The following is a 20,584-nucleotide window of genomic DNA, read 5'->3' on the forward strand; positions in this document are numbered from 1 at the left end:
GACACTATGTCTGTCGCTCCTTGATCCGCAACAGGTTTTTTCCGGTCGGTCGACCAGCGGAATCTCGTCCCGAGGGTGAGTGGTGCAGCGATCAGACCTGCATGGCGTCATCAGCGATCACATCGCCGAAAGTGTGACCAACGGGGGCTTGCACGAACAGGGTTGTGGCCATCAAGACGACTGATCCGGCCGGTGCCGCGCAGCCGCCCGGTGTCGAGGAGCGCGGTGGTCAGTTCGGTGAGCGGGGCCCGCAGACCGGGCCTGGCCCGCAGCAGGACGCCTGCCGAGCCGACGAGCGCGGAGGCGAGATTGCCGTCGAGGGGGCGCGGGGCGACCTTGGCGGGCAGGGCGCGTTCCACGGCGGCCAGCGGCCCGGTGAGCTGTGCGTACACCGCGCCGACGGTCGACGGGAGGTCGGCGACGGGGCGGCCCGAAAGGTGGGCGAGGCGTACCGCGGGGCCGCCGTCGGCCCAGGTCACGGTGGTGAGGTCGGGCACGACGCCGTGCAGCAGGGTGCAGGCGAGGACCGGGGAGCACAGTCGGGCGGCGACCGAGATCGGACGGCCATGAGCACGGGCAAGAGCGGCGAGCTTGTCCTTCAGGGCCTTGTCCGCCGTATTCACAGCGGGAGTCAGCAAGGGCGGGCGGGGCAGGAGACAGTGGTCGACTGCCCACTCCTCACCGTCGATGGCGAACAGCGCGTCCACTGTGAGTGGGTGCTGAGGATCCGCGTCCGGACGGGTGATGATCGTCGCTTCGTGGCCCCGCGCAGAGAGTTCAGCGCACAGTGCCCGAAGAGCGGCACCCTCGTGATCCGACTCCTCCGGCGAAGGCCATGTGTCACACGGGACCGAGCAGGGACAGGCCCACCGTGGCCGTTGGCGACGGCACGCCCAGGGCATGGAGGGAGGGCACGCCATGACGCTACCGATGGAGCACTCGCGCAGACGCTGAACAAGGACACCATTGCGTATCCCTGGTCTACCGCGGGTGCTTCCGGATGACGATGGAGGGCAACACGCCGGCGTGAAGGGACTCTCGGGCGTCGGGGTCAGCGCGGGACTGGACGCAGCTCGCCCCGCGACCCATCGTGGGGGGAGCCGCGGGGCGAGACGTACGGTTCAGCTATGTCGCGTTGTTCTTCCGGGTTCCGTCGGCCGGCTCAGCAGCCGAAGTCGACCAGGTTGAACGTCGCGTAGTGGTCGGAGGTGTAGTAGTCCTCCTGGGACTGCTCACCGGTGACGATGCGCCGGGCGCCGCGCGTGGGCGAACCGGGCGTGATCACGGTGTACTCGTGGTAGTACCCGGACGACTGGCTGGGCAGGACGCCTTCGCGGTTGGAGAAGACGACGCCGTCCTGCGAGTACGGGTACGGGCCGCCCTGGGCGATCAGGTCCAGGGTGTCGTGAGCCTGCGACGGCAGGGCGCTGTAGCAGATGCTGCCGACCGAGTCGGCCGCGGCGTTCGCCGAGGTGGCGGAGACGGTGCCGCCGACGACGAGGGCGGACAGGAGCGCGGCGGCGGCGCCGATGCGAGTGGCACGTGGGGGGAATCTCATGCCCCCATGATGACGCGCGTAGACGTTGGCATGTCAACGACAAGGTTGAAGATTTTCCCTTCAAGTCCGCCGAGTTTTCAGAAAGTTAACCTGCCGCCCTGCGCCCCCACGCGGTCCCCGCGAGCACCAGCGCGCCCCCTGCCAGACCGAGCGCGCCGAGCCGTTCGCCGCCGAGCGCGATGCCGGTCGCGGCCGCCCACAGCGGTTCGGTGCCGAGCAGCAGCCCGACCCGCGAGGGGGACGTACGGCGCACCGCCCACATCTGCACGAAGAACGCGAACACCGTGCACAGCACGGCCAGGAACAGCAGCCCGGCCCAGTCCCGGGCGCCGAGGTCCGCCGCGACCGTCCAGGGCGCCGGGGTGCCGGAGAGGGCCGACAGCAGGGCGAAGACGGCCACGGACGCGCCGAGTTGGACCGTGGTGAGCGGCAGCGCGTCCGCTCCCTGTACGGCCCTGATGCGGGACATCGCGAGGACGTGCACGGTGCGGGCGAGCGCGGCGAGCAGCATCAGCAGGTCGCCGGACGAGGGCCGGGTGAAGCCGCCGCCCTGGGTGAGCAGGACGACGCCGAGGACCGACAGCAGCGCCGCGCCGAGGAAGGCCGGGGTGGGCCGGGTGCGGGTGACGGCGGCCTCGGCGAGCGGGGTGAAGATCATGGTGAGGCTGATGATCAGGCCGGCGTTGGTCGCCGAGGTGTGGACGACGCCGTAGGTCTCCAGCAGGAAGATCCCGCTGAGGATCAGCCCGAGCAGGGCCGCGCCGCGCCACTGGGCGCCGGTGAGCGAGCGCAGGGCACGGCGGCCGGCGACGGCCAGGGCGGGCACGGCGAGCGCGAAGCGCAGGACGAGGACGGCGAGCACCGTACGGGCGGTGACGATGTCCTTCGCGGCGAGATAGCTGGCGCCCCAGCAGACCGCGACGAGCAGGACGGGCAGATCGGTGTGCCAGGCACGGCGGGGCGCGGCGGCGGCGCCCGGTACGGCGATCGAGGACATGCGGGCGGCTCTCCCGGTCTCCGGTGGGGTGCGGAGACATCGGCGGCTCGCACGGGGCGGGCTCACCGTACCGGCGGCGACGATCTTCGGCCAGGGATTTGCCGGCCGGGGGTCGGGGCCGGCCTCAGGCGTCCTCGGGGAGGTCGTACGAGCCGTACTCCGGGTCGCCCGCCAGGTCGTACGTCTGGAGGGAGACGCCCGATCCGGTGACGCGGCCGCCGGTGTGCCGGAAGCGGGTGGGGGCCGTGCCGTCCGGGAACAGCCGGCGGCCGGAGCCGAGGACGACCGGGAAGGTCAGCAGGTGCAGGGTGTCGAGGAGGCGCAGGCCGATCAGGGAGCGGACGAGGGCGCCGCTGCCGTGCACCTGGAGTTCGCCGTCGGTGCGCTCCTTGAGGGCCTGGACCTCCTTGGCGAGGTCGCCGCCGAGCACCGTGGTGCCGGACCACCCGGGATCCTGGAGGGTGGTGGAGACGACGTACTTGGGCAGGGTGTTGAGACGGGAGGCGAAGGGGTTGGCCGGGTCGGTCACCCGCGGCCAGTAGGCGGCGAAGATGTCGTACGTACGGCGGCCGAGCAGGAAGGCGCCGGCGCGCTCGAAGACCTCGGTGACGAAGCGGCCGGAGTCGTCGTCGGCGAGCGGGAAGCTCCAGCCGCCTTGCGTGAAGCCGTCCCGGGTGTCCTCGCGGGGGCCGCCCGGCCCCTGGTAGACGCCGTCGAGGGTGACGAAGAGGGTGGAGACGAGCTTGCCCATGAGGGGTGCCTTCTTCCGGGTGCGGGGTCTGCTGTCACCACATCGGACCCCGCCGGCCCCCGGAACTCATCGGTTCAGCCCGCGTGCGTGGAGAACAGTCCGCCGGTCGGGCCCTGCTTGTCGCCGCCCTGGGCCTTCTTCAGGGCGTTGGCGAGGCTCTCGATGGTGAGGGACTGCAGGATCACCCGGCCGTTGCCCTCCAGGGTGGCCAGGGACAGGCCCTCGCCGCCGAAGACGGCGTTCATGAGTCCCTGGCGGTTGAGGCCGCCGATGCGCTGGACGCCGTACTGGATGCCCTCCTCGAAGGCGACCACGCAGCCGGTGTCGACCTCGATGCGGCCGCCGAAGTCGGCCGGGTTGAGGTCGATGAAGTTGCCCGCGCCGGCGATGATCACCGTGCCGTACCCGGTGAACTTCTCCAGGACGAAGCCCTCGCCGCCGCTCATGCCGGTGCGGCCGCCGGCGAAGGCGATGCCGAAGTCGACGGTGGACTCGGCGGCCACGAAGGCGTCCTTCTCGGCGAACCACGCGCGCGTGCCGTCGAGTTCCAGCGCGCGCATCTCGCCCGGGAGGACGCCCGCGAAGCCGACCGTGCCCTCGCCGCCCTGGGAGGTGAAGTACTGGAACGCCAGCGACTCGCCCGCGAGCACGCGCTGGCCCACCTGCATGGCGGTGCCCATGGCCTGGCGCAGCAGGCCGCCCATCCCGCCGCCCGCGCCGCCCTGTCCCTGCTGGCCGCCGCCGCCGTTTCCGGACGGACCGGACAGCCGCGTCTCCATGGTCACGTTCGTCGTCTTGAAGAGGAACTTCCCGGCCTCGCAGTACACGGTCTGGCCGGGTTGCAGGCTGACGACCGCCATCTGCATGGCGTTGCCGACGATCTCTTGCTGAAGGGTCACGTGGGGAAGAACGCCGGACACGGGCCCGTAAGTTCCGGGCGGCCGCAATCGGGTCCGTACGGGTGACACGCGGGGCGCCCGGTGCTGTCCAGGCCGGGGCGCCCCACGCGCGCGGGGTGGGTCAGCCGCCCAGTTCCTGGTGGCGGGCGGCGAGCCGGGCCGCGCCGTCCTCGGTCAGGGAGCCGAACAGCCGCAGGCGGGAGATGCCGCCGTCGGGGAAGATGTCCACGCGCGCGTGCGTGCCGACGGCCGGGGCGGGCAGCACGAAGCGGTGGTTGGTGTCGGGCTGGAGGCGGGTGCGGGGGACGATCTCCGTCCAGTCGCCGTCCTCGCCGTCCCGCACGGAGACCGACGCCCAGCCGGCGCTGTTGCCCTTCAGATAGGCGGTGTCGATCTCGATCGCGCGGATCCGGGACTGGGCGACCAGTTGGTAGCGGATCCAGTCGTTGCCCTGGTCACGGCGGCGGCGGGTCTCCCAGCCGTCGTCCATCTTGCGGGAGCGGCCCGGCTGGATGGTGTTGGTGGCCGGGGAGTAGAAGAGGTTGGAGGCGTCCTCGACCCGGCCGCCGTTCTCCAGCGCGACCACGTCGAAGGTGCCCAGCACCGACAGCCACGCGGGGTCGGGGACGACCTCGCCGTACACGCGCAGCCGCGCGATGCCGCCGTCGGGGTGCTGGTTGACGCGCAGGTGTGTGAAGCGCTGTTCGACGGATACGGCGAAGCCGTTCGCCGCGTGGCCGCCGACCGCGGTGCGCGGGACGATCGTCGTCCACTTCACGTCGTCGCCGAGCAGTTCCTCGGCAGAGGGCGAGCCGGGGACGGACGCGGCCTCGACGGAGACGGCCTGCGGGTAGTTGCCGCGGAAGTGGGCGGTGTCGACGACGATGCCGCGGATCACGCCGGGCGCGCCGAGGCGGACCAGCGCCCAGTCGTGGTCCTCGGCGGTCGGCCACGGGTGCTCCGCGGAGACTCCGCGCCGGCGGCGGGTCTCCCAGCCGTCCATGACCTTGCCCTTGTGGCCGAAGTGCTCGGGGTCGAACTCGGCCCGCTCGGGCACCAGCAGGTTCTCGCGCTGGGCGAAGAACTCGTCGTTGGCGGCGACCACGCCCGCGCCGAGCTGCCGGTCGGCGAGGTTGGCGTACTGGGTGAAGGGGAAGTCGGCGGTGCGGTAGTCGGCGTACGGGTCGCCGCCCGCGTAGGGGTTCGCGTCGCCGGTGAAGCTGGAGGTCGCCGTCACGGTGATCAGGGGTTCCTTTCCGGGAGTGGGCGGGGGCGGGGTGCGTTACTGGGGGCGGGCGAGCAGCGTGCCCTTCGGTTCGGTGAACTCGCCGTCGTGGGCGATGCGTTCGCCGCGCAGCCAGGTGGACTTCACGACGCCGTACAGGGTCTTGCCGGCGTACGCGGTGACGCGGTTGCGGTGCTGGAGGGCGGCCGGGTCAACGGTGAAGGTCTCGTCCGGGGCGAGGACGGCGAAGTCGGCGTCGCGGCCGGCCTCGATGGCACCCTTCTGGCCGAGGCCCGCCAGTGCGGCGGTCCGCGTGGACATCCAGCGCACGACGTCCTCCAGGCCGTGTCCCCGCGCGCGTGCCGCCGTCCACACGGCGGACAGGCTGAGCTGGAGGCCGGAGATGCCGCCCCAGGCGGTGGCGAAGTCGGCGGTCTTGAGGTCGGCGGTGGAGGGCGAGTGGTCGGTGACGACGCAGTCGATGGTGCCGTCGGCCAGCGCCTCCCAGAGCAGGTCCTGGTTGGCGGCCTCGCGGATGGGCGGGCAGCACTTGAACTCGCTGGCGCCGTCCGGGACTTCCTCGGCCGTGAGGGTGAGGTAGTGCGGACAGGTCTCCACGGTGATGCGGACGCCCTCGGCGCGGGCGGCGCGGATCAGCGGCAGCGCGTCGCTGGAGGACAGGTGCAGGACGTGCACGCGCGCGTGGAGCCGTTTCGCCTGCGCGACGAGGGTCGCGATGGCGGTGTCCTCGGCGTCGCGCGGGCGGGAGGCGAGGAAGTCGGTGTACTTCGGGCCGCCGTGCTGCGGGGCGGCGGCGAGGTGGTGGGGGTCCTCGGCGTGCACGATCAGCAGCCCGTCGAAGCCGGCGATCTCCGCCAGGGACCGGGCCAGCCGGTCCTGGTCGAGGTGCGGGAACTCGTCCACGCCGGACGGGGACAGGAACGCCTTGAAGCCGAAGACGCCGGCGTCGTGCAGCGGGCGCAGGTCCTTGACGTTGTCGGGCAGGGCGCCGCCCCAGAAGCCGACGTCGATGTGCGCCTTGTCGCGGGCCACGTCCTGTTTCACCCGCAGGTGGTCCACGGTCGTGGTGGGCGGGAGGGAGTTGAGGGGCATGTCGATCAGCGTGGTGATGCCGCCGGCCGCCGCCGCGCGCGTGGCGGTCCAGAAGCCCTCCCACTCGGTGCGGCCCGGGTCGTTGACGTGCACGTGGGTGTCGACCAGGCCGGGCAGCAGGACGTGGTCGCCGACGTCCTCCAGCCGGGCGCCGGCGGGGACCTCGGCGTCGTACGGCAGGACGGCCGTGATCCTCCCGGCGGACACGGTGACCGTGGCGGCCCGCGTCCCCTCCGGAGTGATGACGCGCGTCGAGCGCAGGACCAGTTCAGCGTCGGACACCCGAACCCCTCTCTGTACCGCCGTTTTACGCCCAGGAAACGGGATGTACACCTACGTAACGGAATTCAACGTTCTGTTGAAGGAGTCTTCACTCCCGCTTCCGCGCCGTCAAGGGGGCACACTTCTGGGCAGCACACCACACGCACCCACTCTGGACGTTTCCACAAAGCGGAATTAGAATTCCAGCAAGCAGAACGTAGCTACGTACAAGCGGGGAGTCAACCGACTGCCGGGTAGGCTTCTTCCCTCCCGCCAGTCCCGAAAGGAACGCGCCGTGCCGACGTCCAGCGCCAGCACCACCGACTCCGCCAAGTCCTCCGCCGGCGGCGGTGTCCAGTCCCTTGAGCGCGCCTTCGATCTGCTGGAGCGGATGGCGGACGCGGGCGGCGAGGTGGGCCTCAGCGAGCTGTCCGCGACCAGCGGGCTGCCGCTGCCGACCATCCACCGGCTGATGCGCACCCTGGTCGCCTGCGGCTACGTCCGCCAGCAGCCGAACCGGCGCTACGCCCTCGGCCCCCGCCTGATCCGGCTCGGCGAGTCGGCGTCCCGGCTGCTCGGCACCTGGGCGCGGCCGTATCTGGCGCGGCTGGTGGAGGAGACCGGCGAGACGGCGAACATGGCGCTGCTGGACGGCGACGAGATCGTGTACGTGGCGCAGGTGCCGTCGAAGCACTCGATGCGGATGTTCACCGAGGTGGGCCGGCGGGTGCTCCCCCACTCCACCGGCGTCGGCAAGGCGCTGCTCGCCGGGGTGGCGGACGACGAGGTGCGGGCGCTGCTCGCCCGGACCGGGATGCCGGCCGCGACCGAGAAGACGATCACCACGCCCGACGGGTTCCTGGCGGCGCTGGACGAGGTACGGCAGCTGGGGTACGCGGTCGACGACAACGAGCAGGAGATCGGCGTGCGCTGCCTCGCGGTGTCCGTGCCGGAGTCTCCGACGGCCGCGGCGATCTCCATCTCGGGCCCGGCCGGCCGGGTGACCGAGGCCGCGACCGAGAAGATCGTGCCGGTGCTGCAGGGGATCGCGCTGGAGCTGTCCCAGGCGCTGGCGAGTTCGGGCGCGTAGCGGATACGGCCCCGCCCCCGGGGGAACCCCGACTAGCCCCGCTGCGTCGGCTCCCCGAACAGATCGACCGCCTCCCGTACGCCCCTGAGGCCCCTCGCCAGGGCGCTCACCGAGCCGATCGCGCCCGCGATCAGTAACAGGGAACTGCGCAGGCGCGGGATCTCCGGTGTGCCGCCGGAGGCCATCGCCGCCAGGGCCGCCAGTTCGTCCTCCGCTATGGCCCGGTCGGGGAACTCGGAGGGCAGTATGGCGAGTTCGCGCCGCAACCGGGACACCGCGGTCCGCAGTTCCGTCACTCTCGGGTCCTCGTCGCTGCCGATCACTGGCCTCTGCCCCAAGCTCCGCAACACAGCCCTCCCCCTCGCACGCCGTCGTGCGCGGGTCAGTAAACGCCACCCCGTCCGGGAGCGCCACCGCGCCGACCGAAATTCAGCCCAAGGAAACGCGCCGTCGCCGCCCGCGTCAGGTATGCAGGACGCATGACGGACACGCATCACGAGGAGCACGCGGAGGTCGCCGGGCTGGTGCTCGCCGCAGGCGGCGGGCGACGGCTCGGCGGGCGGCCGAAGGCGCTGCTGGAGCACCGGGGGCGGCCGCTGGTCGAGCACGCGGTGGGGGTGCTGCGTGCCGCCGGATGCCGGCGGATCCACGTGGTCCTGGGCGCCCGGGCCGACGAGGTGCGGGCGCGGGCCGAGCTGAGCGGCTGCGTCCTCGTGGACAACCCCGGCTGGGCCGAGGGCATGGGCTCCTCGCTGCGGGCCGGGCTGGACTCGCTCGGCGGCACGGGGGCGCGCGCGGCGCTGGTGAGCCTCGTCGACCAGCCGGGCATCGGGGCGGCCGCGGCGGCCCGGGTGCTCGACGCCCACGAGGACGAGAAATCGCTGGTCTCGGCCGCCTACGCGGGGGTGCGCGGGCATCCCGTGCTGTTCGGGTCGGCCCACTGGGCGGGCATCGCGCGGACCGCCACCGGCGACCGCGGGGCCCGCGCCTATCTGAAGGAACACGAGAGCGAGCTCCGGCTGGTGGAGTGCGCGGACGTGGCCGAGCCGTACGACATCGACACGGAGGCCGACCTGCGCCACCTTGAGTGAGCACGGTGGCACCGAGCGCCACCTTTCCTCGACCCGGAGAATCTCGACGTCAACAAACCATTGAAGTTCCACGATGAGGAAACTAGTATCCACTGCTCAGAAGCGCCTGACCGCACAGCGGGCGCTGTTCGCCCTATTCGTGCCACTAGGCACCCGGTGCCACCGCTGAAGGAAGTGACAGCTCATGTCCGCACCAGCGCCGTCCCCGCTGGCCATCGTCGACGCCGAGCCCCTGCCCCGGCAGGAAGAGGTCCTCACGGACGCGGCGCTCGCCTTCGTGGCGGAGCTGCACCGGCGGTTCACCCCGCGCCGTGACGAACTCCTGGCCCGCCGGGCCGAGCGCCGCGCCGAGATCGCCCGCACCTGCACGCTCGACTTCCTCCCGGAGACGGCCGCGATCCGCGCGGACGACTCCTGGAGGGTCGCCCCGGCCCCGGCCGCGCTGAACGACCGGCGCGTCGAGATCACCGGCCCGACCGACCGCAAGATGACCATCAACGCCCTCAACTCGGGCGCACGGGTCTGGCTCGCCGACTTCGAGGACGCCTCCGCGCCCACCTGGGAGAACGTCGTCCTCGGTCAGCTCAACCTGTCCGACGCCTACACCCGGAACATCGACTTCACCGACCCGGCGTCGGGCAAGTCGTACGCGCTGCGCCCGGCCGAGGAACTGGCGACCGTCGTCATGCGCCCGCGCGGCTGGCACCTGAACGAGCGTCATCTGACCGACGCCGACGGCACGCCGGTCCCGGGCGCCCTCGTCGACTTCGGCCTGTACTTCTTCCACAACGCCCAGCGCCTGCTGGACCTCGGCAGGGGCCCGTACTTCTACCTGCCGAAGACCGAGTCGCACCTGGAGGCCCGCCTCTGGAACGACGTCTTCGTCTTCGCCCAGGACTACGTCGGCATCCCGCAGGGCACCGTCCGCGCGACCGTCCTGATCGAGACCATCACGGCCGCGTACGAGATGGAGGAGATCCTCTACGAACTGCGCGACCACGCCTCGGGGCTGAACGCCGGCCGCTGGGACTACCTGTTCTCCATCGTCAAGAACTTCCGTGACGGCGGCGCGAAGTTCGTCCTGCCGGACCGCAACGCCGTGACGATGACGGCCCCGTTCATGCGCGCGTACACCGAACTCCTGGTGCGCACCTGCCACAAGCGCGGCGCGCACGCGATCGGCGGCATGGCCGCGTTCATCCCGTCCCGGCGCGACGCCGAGGTCAACAAGGTGGCCTTCGAGAAGGTCCGCGCCGACAAGGACCGCGAGGCGAACGACGGTTTCGACGGCTCCTGGGTCGCCCACCCCGACCTCGTGCCGATCGCCATGGAGTCCTTCGACAAGGTGCTCGGTGACAGGCCGAACCAGAAGGACCGGCTGCGCGAGGACGTCCACGTCGAGGCGGCCGACCTGATCGCGATCGACTCGCTGGCCGCGAAGCCGACGTACGCCGGTCTGGTCAACGCCGTCCAGGTGGGCATCCGTTACATCGAGGCCTGGCTGCGCGGCCTCGGCGCGGTCGCCATCTTCAACCTGATGGAGGACGCGGCCACCGCCGAGATCTCCCGCTCGCAGATCTGGCAGTGGATCAACGCGGGCGTCGAGTTCGAGAACGGCGACACGGCCACGCCGGAGCTGGCCCGCAAGGTCGCCGCCGAGGAACTGTCCGCCATCCGCCAGGAGATCGGCGAGGAGGCCTTCGCCGCCGGGCACTGGCAGGAGGCCCACGACCTGCTGCTCAAGGTCTCCCTGGACGAGGACTACGCCGACTTCCTCACCCTGCCGGCGTACGAGCAGCTCCGGGGCTGAGCATCGCGGACGGCCGAGCGGTCCCGGGAGCCTTCCCGGGGCCGCTCGCGCGTGTTCACCCCAGGTGGACCGACCAGTCCTGTGCCGCGGCCGGCTTGCCGTGCAGGTCGGGGACCTGCTTGAGCCAGGCGGGCCGTCCGGCCTGGCTCTTCGCCGCGCGCAGCGCCTCCTCGGCGGCGAGCTGCTCCCGGCTCGGGAAGTCGGTGGGCAGCCACGTGCCCGACAGCCGCACCCGGGCCAGGAGGTAGTCGACATAGGCGGCACGGACGTCGTCGGGGGTCGCGAAGCCCGCGTCCTCGGCCAGCCAGGCGTCCGGGACCTCGGCCACGATGCCGCGCAGCAGTTCCCCGGTCACCCTCGGGGCCAGTTCGGCGTCGGCGGCCCGGACGTCGGGACCGTAGTGGCCGAGCGCGTGATGGCGGAAGTCGTACGTCCTGCCCGGGTCCGTGGTGTCCCAGCGGTGGTGGAAGACGAGGGCGGCGCCGTGGTCGATCAGCCACAGGTGCGGCGCCGCGGTGCCGAGCGTGGGCCAGACCATCAGGTTGGAGCTGTGCACCGTACGGTCCACGTTGACCGTGAGCGCGTCCAGCCAGACGATCCGGCCCGCCTCCAGCGGGTCCACCGGGAAGACCTCCGCGATCTCGGGGGTGAAGTCGACGGCGCCCGGCAGATGGTCCATGCCGAGGTTCACCCCCGCGCTCGCGCCGTGCAGCTCCCGGACCTCCTGGTGGGGCTCGTCCGCGGCGATCGCCGGATCGAAGTGGACGAGCACCAGCTCCGGGAAGCGCAGGCCCAGCGCGCGGGCGAGTTCACCGACGATCACCTCGGCGACCAGCGCCTTGTGCCCCTGCGCGGAGCCGGTGAACTTGACGACGTACGTGCCGAGGTCGTCGGCCTCGACGACGGCGGGCACGGAGCCGCCGGACCGGAGGGGGGTCACGTATCGAACAGCAGTCACGTCGCGCAGCACACCGCCCAGCGTAAGCGCTCCGCCGCTGCGGCCTTCGGGCGTACGCGGCCGGGGGGACGGCCAGGTCAGTAGTGGCTGTTCATCGCGGCGCGCACCTCGGCGAGCGTGGCGTCGGCCACCGCGCGGGCGCGTTCGTTGCCCTCGCGCAGTGTCCGCCGCAGGAAGGCGCGGTCCTGCGCGTACTCGCTGCGGCGGGCCCGGATCGGCGCCAGGTACTCGTTGACCGCCTCGGTCACGGTCCTCTTCAGCGCGGCGGCGCCCGCCGTGCCGATCTCCTCGGCCACCTCCTCGGGCGTCCGGTGCCGGCACAGGGCCGCCAGCAGCAGCAGGGAGGACACCTCGGGGCGGTTCACCGGGTCGTAGGCGATGTGCCGCTCGGAGTCCGTCCTCGCCCCCTTGAGCAGGCGCGCGGTCTCGTCGGCGCCGGCTGCCAGCGTGATGGCGTTACGGCGGCTCTTGCTCATCTTGGTGCCGTCGGTGCCGAGCAGCAGCGGGGCGCCGGAGAGCAGGGCGTCGGGCTGCGGGAAGACCGGAGTGCCGTTGCCGTAGCGGTCGTTGAAGCGGCGGGCGATGGTGCGGGTGACCTCCAGGTGCGGGAGCTGGTCCTGGCCGACCGGCACCAGGTTGCCCTTGCAGAAGAGGATGTCGGCGGCCTGGTGGACGGGGTAGGTGAACATCAGGCCGCTGACGGCGGACTGGCGCGAGTGGGCGATCTCGTCCTTGACCGTGGGGTTGCGGTTCAGCTCGGCGACGGACACGAGGCTGAGGAAGGGCAGCATCAGCTGGTTGAGGGCGGGGATCGCGCTGTGCGTGAAGATCGTGCTGCGCTGCGGGTCCACGCCGATGGCGAGGTAGTCCAGAACGAGGTCCTCGACGTGCTCGGTCAGGCTGTCGGCGACGTCGCGGTCGGTCAGGACCTGGTAGTCCGCGATGATCACGTACGTCTCCACGCCGAGGTCCTGGAGGCGGACGCGGTTGTGCAGCGTGCCGAAGTAGTGCCCCAGGTGCAGCCGGCCGGTGGGGCGGTCGCCGGTCAGCATGCGGAACCGCCCTGGGTCCTCGGCGATCAGTCTCTCCAGCTCGGCGCTGCGGGCCTGCGCGGCGGACATGCCGAGGGAGTCGGCGGGGGCTACGGCGGTCTGGGGCGTGGCGTTCACAGCGTCTCCTGGGGGTCGGGGGCGCCGTCGAAAGCAAACCGGCCCGGGTCCAGGGGACAGGAAAAAGGGCCGTTCTTCCGAACGGCCCGGTCATGCGTACGAGGTGGCCGCTCCTACGAGGAGCGCCACCAGCTCAGGCATGACGACAGATGCATGCGCACAGCATAGCCCTCCCGTGCCGGGATCAGCGGGCCAGCGGGTTCGGCAGGGGACGGTAGCGGGCGTCGGCGCCGTCGGCGCCGGTCCAGCGCAGCAGCAGGTTGGTCTTGCCGGGCAGGGTGGGCGAGGCGAGCAGGGCGGGGATCTCCGGCAGGCCGTGCCGGGCGAGCTCGCGGCGGACGGCGGGCCAGGGGTCGAGGCCCCGGTGGTGCTCGGCGAGGGCCGCGGCGATCTCGGTGAGGTGGTTCACCACCAGGCAGTACACCAGCCGTTCCCAGCCCGCGGCCCGGGTCACGTCGGGCAGCAGCTTGACGCCCTCGGCGTCCCGGAACAGCGCGGCCACGGGGAGCCCGGCCGCGTCCACGGCGACGAGGGTGTTCTGGAGGTGGGCCTCGACGACGACGCCGTGCGCGTCGAAGGCGGTGAGGACGGGCGGCACGACCTGGCGCAGATACGCCTCCCACCAGGCGGCCGGGTCGGCCGCGGCGGCCAGCGGGCTGCCGTCGAAGCCCTCCGCGAGCCCGGCCGCGAGCAACGGGGTGGCGCCGTGCGGAAGGTGGCCGCGCAGCCCGTCGCGGACGAGGACCGCCAGCTCCTCGAAGGCGAAGGCGGCGGTGCGGTAGCCGCGGTCGCTCAGCCAGGCCGCGGGCCGGCCCACGGCCGCGAACGCGCGCCGGGCGGCCGTGTCCGTTCGGCACGTCCTGCGCAGGTCGTGGCGCCACAGCCGGCGTATGTCGTTGGTGATGCGGACGTCCAGGGAGAACTTCAGGAACAGATCGCGGTGGGGCTCGTAGAGCGTGCGGACCGCCGCCGTCGGCCAGGCGTCGAAGGCGGTGGTGCCGAGCCGGAGCAGGCGGCCGTCGGCGAAGGCCGGGGCGAGGTCGCGGGCGACGAGGTCGAGCTGCCAGGGATGGGCGGGCAGCAGCCGGTAGCCGGGCGGGGCGGCGGCGAGGGCGTCCAGGGCGCGGGTGTCGCCCTCCTCGGCCACCTGGTCCTCGCGGACGCCGAGCAGCACGAGCGGGAAGCGGGCGTGCGCCTCGGGGGCGTACGGCAGCCAGGACGTGACCGGGCCGCCGCCGCGTGCCTTGGGGGCCGGGTGGTAGGGGTGGCCGGTGATCAGGGACTGCTCGGAGCGCAGATAGAGGTCGGCGGGCGGGGTCGCGAGGGCGCGGGCGGCGAGGATCGCGGCGACCGCGTCCCGGCTGTCGACCATCTCGGCGGGCAGGTCACCGCCGGTCAGCCCGGTGTGCCGGCGCAGCTCCTCGGCGACCAGCTTGACCAGCTCGGTGTGCCCGACGGAACGCCAGCCGCCGTCGGTCCGCACCTCGGGCCCGGCGGGGCGCCGCCCGGCGCGCACGCGCAACAGCCGACCGCTCGGCAGCCGGTACACCCGCCGCGCACCGGGATCCGGGGGCGGGAGCGGCTCGGCGACCTCGCGCAGCAGGCAGTTGAGCAGGGGCGCGGCCGCGTACGCGTCGGCGAGGGGGCCGACGGCACCGGAGGGGGGTGTGAGGTCCACGCGATCCATTCGTTCCATGTCCGAGGGGGCGGTCGATTCCCGGTCCGGGGGCCGGAAGACCGGGACCGGACACCGCGACCGTCCGTCCATTGTCCGGCGGGCGGCGGGACCGGTACGCCATGTCCGTCCCGTCGTCCCGCACAATCGTGCCCCGAGCCCGAGCCCGCGACGCGCGTCCCGCGTTCCCGTCTCCCCGAGGAGCCGACCGTGCACCGAACCCCCGCCGCCGAGGCCGAGATCGCCGAGGAGCTGGCCGCCGTACGGCCCGCCCTGCTGCCCCGGTACCGGGCGGAACTGCCGGGTGCCCGCGCCGCCGTGCTGACCCGGCTGTGGCGGGCGCTGGCCCATGAGCCGCTGCCGTGGATCACGGGCCGGGTGCGCGGGGCGCACAGCCTCGCCCTGCGGCTCGCCGACGGCCGGACGCTGCATGGGCCGCACGCGGATCCGTACGCCACGAGCGCCTACGTCGGCGAGGTCCGCCTCGGCCAGGACCGGCACGCCGGTCCGGCGGGCCTGATGACCGCGCTCGGGGTGCCGCACGCCGACGCCTTCGCGGCCGAACTGGCGTACAGCACCGCCTCGTTGGCGCTGTCCCGGGCCGACGCGGATCACCCGGAGGAGTGGCCGGAACACGACTGGGAGTGGGAGCAGCGGGTGACCGACGGGCATCCGTACCACCCCAACTGCCGTTCCCGGCCGGGGTTCTCGGTCGCGGAGCAGCTGGCGTACGGACCGGAGCACCGGCCGGTGGTGGAGCTGGGCACGGTGGCGGTGCCGGCGGACGCGTGCGAGCAGAGCGGCGCGTGGCCGCAGGAGCTCCGGGACGGCGAGCGGCTGCTGCTGCCCGTGCACCCCTGGCAGTCGGAACACGTCCTCGGCCGTGCGCACGTGCCCTGGCGGCCGGCCCGTCCCCTGCTCTCCCTGCGCACCCTCGCCCTGCCCGGCGGCGGTCCGCACGTGAAGACCGCGCTCAGCGCCCGGCTCACCTCCTCGGTGCGGGACATCTCGGCCTACTCGGTCCGCTGCGCCGCGCCGCTGGGCGACCTCGCCGACCAGCTGACGGCGCACACCGGTGGCCTGCTGCACATCACCCGCACGCTGGGCGCGGTCACGGCCGGCTCCCCCGACCTCGCGGCACTGCTGCGGGAGTCGCCCGAGGCGTACGCGGGCCCCGGTGAGCGGGTCGTCCCGGTGGCCGCCCTGCCCGCGACCGGTCTGCCGGACTCCCCCGGCTGGCTGGCCGCGTTCGCCCGCCTGGCGCTCACGGTGGGCCTGCGCGTGCTCGGCCTCGGGGTGGCCCTGGAGGCGCACGGCCAGAACCTGCTGGTGGTCCTCGGGCCCGACGCCACCCCCCGGCGGCTGGTCTACCGCGACCTGGCCGACATCCGGATCAGCCCCGCCCGCCTCACCGCCCACGGCCTCACCCCGCCCCCGCTCACCGGACGCCTCGTCACGGACGACGAAACCGCCCTGCGCCGCAAGCTGTTCGGCTCCCTGGTGGCGGGCGCGCTGGCCGCCACGGCGGGCTCGGCCGCGCCTCTGGCGGCGGCCCTGACCACCGCGCTGCCCTCCCTCCCCGCCGGTGACGACCTGTCCGCGCTGCGCGAAGGCCCCGTACCCGCCAAGGCGTTGACGCTGATGCGGCTGTCCCCGCGGACCCCGGGCGACCAGTGGACGGCGCTGCCCAACCCGCTCGTTTTGGAGCCCGGCACGTCCGCTCCATAGGATCCTGCGATGATCAGAAGACAACGGCTGGCGGCGGGAGTCTGCGCTCTCCTCGCCGCCCTGGCGGCCGGGATCGCGTTTCCCGGCGGGGCTGTCGCCGACGGGACACAGGCGAGTGCGCCGAAGGTCGAACTCGTGCTGGACGTCAGCGGTTCGATGCGGACGCGGGACATCGACGGCGGCTCCCGGATGGCCGCCGCGAAGCAGGCGTTCGACGAGGTGCTGGACGCCACCCCGCAGGAGGTCCAGCTCGGCATCCGCACCCTGGGCGCCAACTACCGCGGCAACGACCGCCAGGAGGGCTGCAAGGACACCGCGCAGCTCTACCCGGTCGGGACGCTGAACCGGACCGACGCGAAGACCGCGGTGGCCACGCTCCAGCCGACCGGCTGGACGCCGATCGGGCCCGCGCTGCTGAAGGCGGCGGACGACCTGAACGGCGGCAGCGGAACGCGCCGCATCGTCCTGATCACCGACGGCGAGGACACCTGCCAGCCGCTCGACCCGTGCGAGGTGGCCCGCGAGATAGCGGCCAAGGGCGTCGGCATGACCATCGACACCCTCGGCCTGGTGCCGGACGCCAGGACCCGCGACCAGCTCAGCTGCATCGCGGACGCGACCGGCGGCACCTACACCGACGTACGGCACAAGGAGGAACTGAGCAGCCGGGTCGGGCAGTTGGTCCACCGGGCGGCCGATCCGGTGGTGACACCGGTGGCCACCGAGGGCGCCGCACAGTGCACGGACGCGCCGCAGCTGAAGTCCGGGCTGTACACGGACCGCGCCGGGTTCGGGCAGCAGCGCTGGTACAAGGTCTCCGTCGAGCCCGGCCAGGAGCTGCGCGCCTCGGTCAGCGTGGCCGACGACCGCGCCGTGAACCCCGGTTACGGGGTGCTGCTGCGGGCGGTGACACAGAGCGGCCGGGAGATCGTGCGCGGCGAGGCCGCAGGGACCGGCCGTACGGACGCCGTCTCCACCGGGCTGCGCTATCCGAAGCCGGCGAGCGACGACGACAACGCGCCCGCGGAGACCGTGTGTCTCCAGGTCAGCCACTCCTTCTCGGCCGCCGCGGGCGTCAGGACGACCCCCGGTCTGCCGCTGGAGCTGACCGTCGACGTCGTGGACGGGCCGTCCGGCCATCACGACGTGGCCTCCTTCGGCCTCGGGCGCGGCTGGTGGCTGCTCGGCACGCTCGTGGTGATCGGCTTCGTGGCCGGTCTGCTGTGGGGCTGGCTGTCGCGCTGGCGGGTCGCGGTCTGGAGGACGAACTGATGCGTGCTACACGTGTGTTGAGCGCCGCGCTGCTGGCGCTGGGGCTGGCCGCCGGACCGGCCGCCGCCGACTCCTCGCCGAGCCCCTCGCCGAGCGCGTCGTCCGACGGCTCGGCCCCCACGCAGGCGGGCACCTCGTTCCGTACGGCGACGGAGATGAAGCAGGGCCAGCCGGCCACCGCGTCCGGTTCGACCGGTGACTACCTGTACTGGTCGTTCCCGGCGGACGTCGGCCAACGGCCCACCGTGAAGGCGACCGTGAAGCTGCCGCAGGCGCACGGTGCGCAGACCTGGCAGCTCGACGTGTACGACGGGCTGCGGCGCCGGCAGGCGTGCCAGTACGGCGCCGACCCCCGCACCGTCGCGCAGGACGCCTCCCAGGTCGAACTGGCCTGCGTGCTGCGCACGGTGCGCGGCTGGGCCGAGCCGTCGGCGAACGACCCGCTGCCGGGCACGTACTACGTCCGGCTGACCGTGGTGGACCTGGGCGCCTCCGACCTCGGCCAGCCGGTGAGCGCCGAGGTGCGCGTCGACTCCAAGGACATCGGCGGCGCCGGGGCCGTGGACGGCTCGCTGGGCAAGCCGCTGGTGCCGGGGATCGCCGTCACGTCCGGGGAGAAGACGGCCGGTGCGAAGACCGCGGTGCTCTCCAGCTTCGGGAGGACCGACGGCTGGTCCTCCGGCTGGTGGTCCGACCGCTGGGTGTGGACCGGGATCGGGGCCGTGCTCGCGGCTCTGGCCGGCATCGGCGGCTACGCCCTGACCCGGGGTTCGGGCCGGCCCTCCCGGGTGCCGCCGGGCGTCTGAGCCGCAGCGTCCGAATCCCCCTGGGAGGCCTGCCGGTCCGGCAGGCCTCCCCCGCGTCTCACCCCTCCCGCAGCGCCTTCGCGAGCGTGCCCTCGCCCGTCACCGTCACCCGCCCCGCCCGCACCGCGTCCGGCAGGGTCGACTCCCCGCGCGCCACGGCCTCGCAGGTCGCCGCGTCCATCACCAGGCGCGCGTCCGCCCCGGCGGGGGCGGGACCGTCGCCGTACACCGGCCCCTCCTGCGCACCCACCCGCAGATGGAACTCGCCCTCCTCCAGGCCGACTTCGACGATCGCCTCACCGGCGCTCCCCTCCCGGAGGGCTCGCAGCAGCGGCAGGGCGAACCAGTGCGCGCGCACCGCGTCCGTCGGGCGCCGCTCCCCCAGCTCGGCCGCGCCCCACGTACTCAACGCCTGGAGCACCGGCAGCAACTCCCGCCCCCGCTCGGTGAGTTCGTACACCGAGGCCGCGCCGGGCGGGGGCAGCCGGCGGCGGGTGGCGAGGCCGCCCTGCTCCATGTCCTTCAGCCGGGAGGCGAGGACGTCCGTGCTCACGCCGGGCAGGTCCGCGTGCAGGTCCGTGTAGCGGCGGGGGCCGGCCAGCAGCTCCCGGACGATCAGCAGGGTCCAGCGGTCGCCGACGAGGTCGAGCGCACGGGCTGCGGAACAGTACTGGTCGTAGCTTCGGCGAGGTGACATGCGGCGCAGTCTAGACAAGATGTTGGACTTTCCAAGCTCCTACTTGGTAAAACCAAGCATCACGAGTTTCCGGAGGGGCGCATGGAGTTCCGGCAGTCGAACAAGCTCAGCGAGGTCTGTTACGAGATCCGCGGCCCGGTGATCGAACACGCCAACGCGCTGGAGGAGGCGGGCCACAGCGTGCTGCGCCTGAACACCGGCAACCCCGCGGCCTTCGGGTTCGAGGCGCCCGAGGAGATCGTCCAGGACATGATCCGGATGCTGCCGCAGGCGCACGGCTACACCGACTCGCGCGGCGTCCTCTCCGCCCGCCGCGCGGTCGCCCAGCGCTACCAGAACCTGGGCCTGGATGTGGGCGTCGACGACGTCTTCCTCGGCAACGGCGTCTCGGAGCTGGTCTCCATGGCCGTGACCGCACTGGTCGAGGACGGGGACGAGATCCTCATCCCCGCCCCGGACTTCCCGCTGTGGACGGCCGTCACGACCCTGGCCGGCGGCAAGGCGGTCCACTACCTGTGCGACGAACAGGCCGACTGGAACCCGGACCTGGCCGACATGGCCGCCAAGATCACGGACCGCACCAAGGCCGTCGTGATCATCAACCCGAACAACCCGACCGGCGCGGTCTACCCCAAGGAGGTCGTCGAGGGCATCCTCGACCTCGCCCGCCGGCACGGCCTGATGGTGTTCGCCGACGAGATCTACGACCAGATCCTGTACGACGACGCCGTCCACCACTCGGCCGCGGCCCTCGCCCCCGACCTGGTCGTCCTCACCTTCTGCGGCCTGTCCAAGACCTACCGGGTGGCGGGCTTCCGCTCGGGCTGGCTGGTCGTCACCGGCCCCCGGCAGCACGCGAAGGACTACCTGGAGGGCCTGACGATGCTGGCCTCCATGCGGCTGTGCGCCAACGCGCCCGCGCAGTACGCCATCCAGGCCGCGCTCGGCGGCCGCCAGTCCGTCCACGAACTGACCCGGCCCGGCGGGCGGCTGTACGAGCAGCGGAACGTGGCCTGGGAGAAGCTCAACGAGATCCCCGGCGTGTCCTGCGTGAAGCCGAAGGGCGCGCTGTACGCCTTCGCCCGCCTCGACCCCGCGGTGCACAAGATCCACGACGACGAGAAGTTCGTCCTCGACCTGCTGCTGCGCGAGAAGATCCAGGTGGTCCAGGGCACCGGCTTCAACTGGCCCTCCCCCGACCACTTCCGCATCCTCACCCTGCCCCACGCGGAGGACCTGGAGGCGGCGATCGGACGCATCGGGCGGTTCCTCGGCGGGTACCGGCAGTAGCCGCGGCGCGTACCGGCGCCGGCACCGGCGCGACGGGCGCCGCGACGCGGCCGTGCCGTACGTCCGTGCGAGACCAGGGGGCTCCATGGGAAGATCACCCGGCATGACCCGGGGGGTTCCCGCGCGCCCGACCAGCGCCGCACCGCGCTCTCCCCGGTCCGGACCGAACAGGCCGTAGGGCCGAGGGGAAGCAC

General features: G+C 72.8%; 19 protein-coding genes. 7 read left to right on the top strand and 12 right to left on the bottom strand.

Annotated features, from left to right (window positions below):
• Positions 1-110: 110 nt before the first annotated feature.
• From ACFC8N_RS04600 to allB, 7 genes are all read right to left on the bottom strand, one after another.
• Positions 111-707 (bottom strand): hypothetical protein, encoded by a 597-nt coding sequence (locus tag ACFC8N_RS04600; RefSeq protein WP_376286362.1) that lies wholly within the window; start codon positions 705-707, stop codon positions 111-113.
• A gap of 455 nt (positions 708-1,162) precedes the next feature.
• Positions 1,163-1,558 carry a ribonuclease gene (locus ACFC8N_RS04605; RefSeq protein ID WP_356025205.1) on the bottom strand — a complete coding sequence of 132 codons (396 nt, stop codon included), beginning with the start codon at positions 1,556-1,558 and terminating at the stop codon, positions 1,163-1,165.
• Between the two features lie 85 nt (positions 1,559-1,643).
• Complete coding sequence (locus ACFC8N_RS04610) at positions 1,644-2,555, bottom strand: DMT family transporter (RefSeq protein WP_356025203.1); 912 nt, start codon at positions 2,553-2,555, stop codon at positions 1,644-1,646.
• Positions 2,556-2,679: 124 nt separating this feature from the next.
• Positions 2,680-3,306: a dihydrofolate reductase family protein gene (locus tag ACFC8N_RS04615; protein ID WP_362820730.1), complete on the bottom strand. Its 627-nt coding sequence runs from the start codon at positions 3,304-3,306 to the stop codon at positions 2,680-2,682.
• Between the two features lie 74 nt (positions 3,307-3,380).
• Positions 3,381-4,205: an AIM24 family protein gene (locus ACFC8N_RS04620; RefSeq protein ID WP_376286366.1), complete on the bottom strand. Its 825-nt coding sequence runs from the start codon at positions 4,203-4,205 to the stop codon at positions 3,381-3,383.
• A 121-nt stretch (positions 4,206-4,326) separates the two neighbouring features.
• Positions 4,327-5,442, bottom strand: coding sequence for an allantoicase (gene alc / locus ACFC8N_RS04625; RefSeq protein ID WP_376286369.1), 1,116 nt, complete (start codon positions 5,440-5,442; stop codon positions 4,327-4,329).
• Positions 5,443-5,487: 45 nt separating this feature from the next.
• Positions 5,488-6,825 (bottom strand): allantoinase AllB, encoded by a 1,338-nt coding sequence (allB, locus tag ACFC8N_RS04630; protein WP_362820727.1) that lies wholly within the window; start codon positions 6,823-6,825, stop codon positions 5,488-5,490.
• A 274-nt stretch (positions 6,826-7,099) separates the two neighbouring features.
• On the opposite strand from allB, the gene ACFC8N_RS04635 reads away from it, so the two are divergent.
• Positions 7,100-7,894, top strand: a complete 795-nt coding sequence (locus ACFC8N_RS04635; RefSeq protein ID WP_356025193.1) for an IclR family transcriptional regulator — start codon at positions 7,100-7,102, stop codon at positions 7,892-7,894.
• A gap of 32 nt (positions 7,895-7,926) precedes the next feature.
• On the opposite strand, the gene ACFC8N_RS04640 is transcribed toward ACFC8N_RS04635, so the two are convergent.
• Entirely contained in the window at positions 7,927-8,244 is a 318-nt protein-coding gene (locus ACFC8N_RS04640; RefSeq protein ID WP_356025191.1) for a DUF5955 family protein, read from the bottom strand.
• A 129-nt stretch (positions 8,245-8,373) separates the two neighbouring features.
• On the opposite strand from ACFC8N_RS04640, the gene ACFC8N_RS04645 reads away from it, so the two are divergent.
• Together ACFC8N_RS04645 and aceB are read left to right on the top strand one after the other, a co-directional pair.
• Positions 8,374-8,985 carry a nucleotidyltransferase family protein gene (locus ACFC8N_RS04645; RefSeq protein ID WP_356025189.1) on the top strand — a complete coding sequence of 204 codons (612 nt, stop codon included), beginning with the start codon at positions 8,374-8,376 and terminating at the stop codon, positions 8,983-8,985.
• 184 nt (positions 8,986-9,169) lie between these two features.
• The gene (gene aceB, locus ACFC8N_RS04650) at positions 9,170-10,795 is read left to right on the top strand and encodes a malate synthase A (RefSeq protein WP_376286374.1); all 1,626 of its coding nucleotides are present in this window, start codon (positions 9,170-9,172) and stop codon (positions 10,793-10,795) included.
• A gap of 55 nt (positions 10,796-10,850) precedes the next feature.
• On the opposite strand, the gene ACFC8N_RS04655 is transcribed toward aceB, so the two are convergent.
• The 3 genes from ACFC8N_RS04655 to ACFC8N_RS04665 form a co-directional block, all read right to left on the bottom strand.
• A complete protein-coding gene (locus ACFC8N_RS04655) occupies positions 10,851-11,765 on the bottom strand; it encodes a HipA family kinase (RefSeq protein ID WP_356025185.1) in 915 nt (304 codons plus the stop codon).
• Between the two features lie 65 nt (positions 11,766-11,830).
• Positions 11,831-12,874 (bottom strand): tryptophan--tRNA ligase, encoded by a 1,044-nt coding sequence (trpS, locus tag ACFC8N_RS04660; protein WP_376287093.1) that lies wholly within the window; start codon positions 12,872-12,874, stop codon positions 11,831-11,833.
• A gap of 232 nt (positions 12,875-13,106) precedes the next feature.
• Positions 13,107-14,609, bottom strand: a complete 1,503-nt coding sequence (locus ACFC8N_RS04665) for an IucA/IucC family protein (RefSeq protein WP_356025437.1) — start codon at positions 14,607-14,609, stop codon at positions 13,107-13,109.
• Between the two features lie 198 nt (positions 14,610-14,807).
• Here ACFC8N_RS04665 and ACFC8N_RS04670 point away from each other — a divergent pair, with 198 nt between their 5' ends.
• From ACFC8N_RS04670 to ACFC8N_RS04680, 3 genes are read left to right on the top strand one after another with little or no spacing between them, the layout of a single operon-like run.
• The gene (locus tag ACFC8N_RS04670) at positions 14,808-16,325 is read left to right on the top strand and encodes an IucA/IucC family protein (protein ID WP_376286378.1); all 1,518 of its coding nucleotides are present in this window, start codon (positions 14,808-14,810) and stop codon (positions 16,323-16,325) included.
• 9 nt (positions 16,326-16,334) lie between these two features.
• Positions 16,335-17,597, top strand: coding sequence for a VWA domain-containing protein (locus tag ACFC8N_RS04675; protein ID WP_356025181.1), 1,263 nt, complete (start codon positions 16,335-16,337; stop codon positions 17,595-17,597).
• The gene (locus tag ACFC8N_RS04680) at positions 17,597-18,403 is read left to right on the top strand and encodes a hypothetical protein (protein WP_376286380.1); all 807 of its coding nucleotides are present in this window, start codon (positions 17,597-17,599) and stop codon (positions 18,401-18,403) included. The genes ACFC8N_RS04675 and ACFC8N_RS04680 overlap by 1 nt, the downstream gene beginning before the upstream one ends.
• 58 nt (positions 18,404-18,461) lie before the next feature.
• On the opposite strand, the gene ACFC8N_RS04685 is transcribed toward ACFC8N_RS04680, so the two are convergent.
• Positions 18,462-19,100 (bottom strand): winged helix-turn-helix transcriptional regulator, encoded by a 639-nt coding sequence (locus ACFC8N_RS04685; RefSeq protein WP_376286383.1) that lies wholly within the window; start codon positions 19,098-19,100, stop codon positions 18,462-18,464.
• An 81-nt stretch (positions 19,101-19,181) separates the two neighbouring features.
• Here ACFC8N_RS04685 and ACFC8N_RS04690 point away from each other — a divergent pair, with 81 nt between their 5' ends.
• Complete coding sequence (locus ACFC8N_RS04690) at positions 19,182-20,390, top strand: pyridoxal phosphate-dependent aminotransferase (RefSeq protein WP_376286386.1); 1,209 nt, start codon at positions 19,182-19,184, stop codon at positions 20,388-20,390.
• Positions 20,391-20,584 lie beyond the last annotated feature (194 nt).

The sequence above is a fragment of the Streptomyces sp. NPDC055966 genome, assembly GCF_042269865.1.
In the GTDB taxonomy this organism is placed as follows: Bacteria; Actinomycetota; Actinomycetes; order Streptomycetales; family Streptomycetaceae; genus Streptomyces.

What these genes read in the sequence shown, in the direction of transcription:
- ACFC8N_RS04645 (WP_356025189.1), top strand. Translation starts at nt 8,374, where the DNA reads ATGACGGACACGCATCACGAGGAGCACGCGGAGGTCGCCGGGCTGGTG.
- ACFC8N_RS04685 (WP_376286383.1), bottom strand. Translation starts at nt 19,100, where the DNA reads ATGTCACCTCGCCGAAGCTACGACCAGTACTGTTCCGCAGCCCGTGCG.
- ACFC8N_RS04610 (WP_356025203.1), bottom strand. Translation starts at nt 2,555, where the DNA reads ATGTCCTCGATCGCCGTACCGGGCGCCGCCGCCGCGCCCCGCCGTGCC.
- ACFC8N_RS04690 (WP_376286386.1), top strand. Translation starts at nt 19,182, where the DNA reads ATGGAGTTCCGGCAGTCGAACAAGCTCAGCGAGGTCTGTTACGAGATC.
- trpS (WP_376287093.1), bottom strand. Translation starts at nt 12,874, where the DNA reads ATGTCCGCCGCGCAGGCCCGCAGCGCCGAGCTGGAGAGACTGATCGCC.
- aceB (WP_376286374.1), top strand. Translation starts at nt 9,170, where the DNA reads ATGTCCGCACCAGCGCCGTCCCCGCTGGCCATCGTCGACGCCGAGCCC.
- ACFC8N_RS04680 (WP_376286380.1), top strand. Translation starts at nt 17,597, where the DNA reads ATGCGTGCTACACGTGTGTTGAGCGCCGCGCTGCTGGCGCTGGGGCTG.
- ACFC8N_RS04615 (WP_362820730.1), bottom strand. Translation starts at nt 3,306, where the DNA reads ATGGGCAAGCTCGTCTCCACCCTCTTCGTCACCCTCGACGGCGTCTAC.
- ACFC8N_RS04675 (WP_356025181.1), top strand. Translation starts at nt 16,335, where the DNA reads ATGATCAGAAGACAACGGCTGGCGGCGGGAGTCTGCGCTCTCCTCGCC.
- ACFC8N_RS04605 (WP_356025205.1), bottom strand. Translation starts at nt 1,558, where the DNA reads ATGAGATTCCCCCCACGTGCCACTCGCATCGGCGCCGCCGCCGCGCTC.
- ACFC8N_RS04665 (WP_356025437.1), bottom strand. Translation starts at nt 14,609, where the DNA reads ATGGATCGCGTGGACCTCACACCCCCCTCCGGTGCCGTCGGCCCCCTC.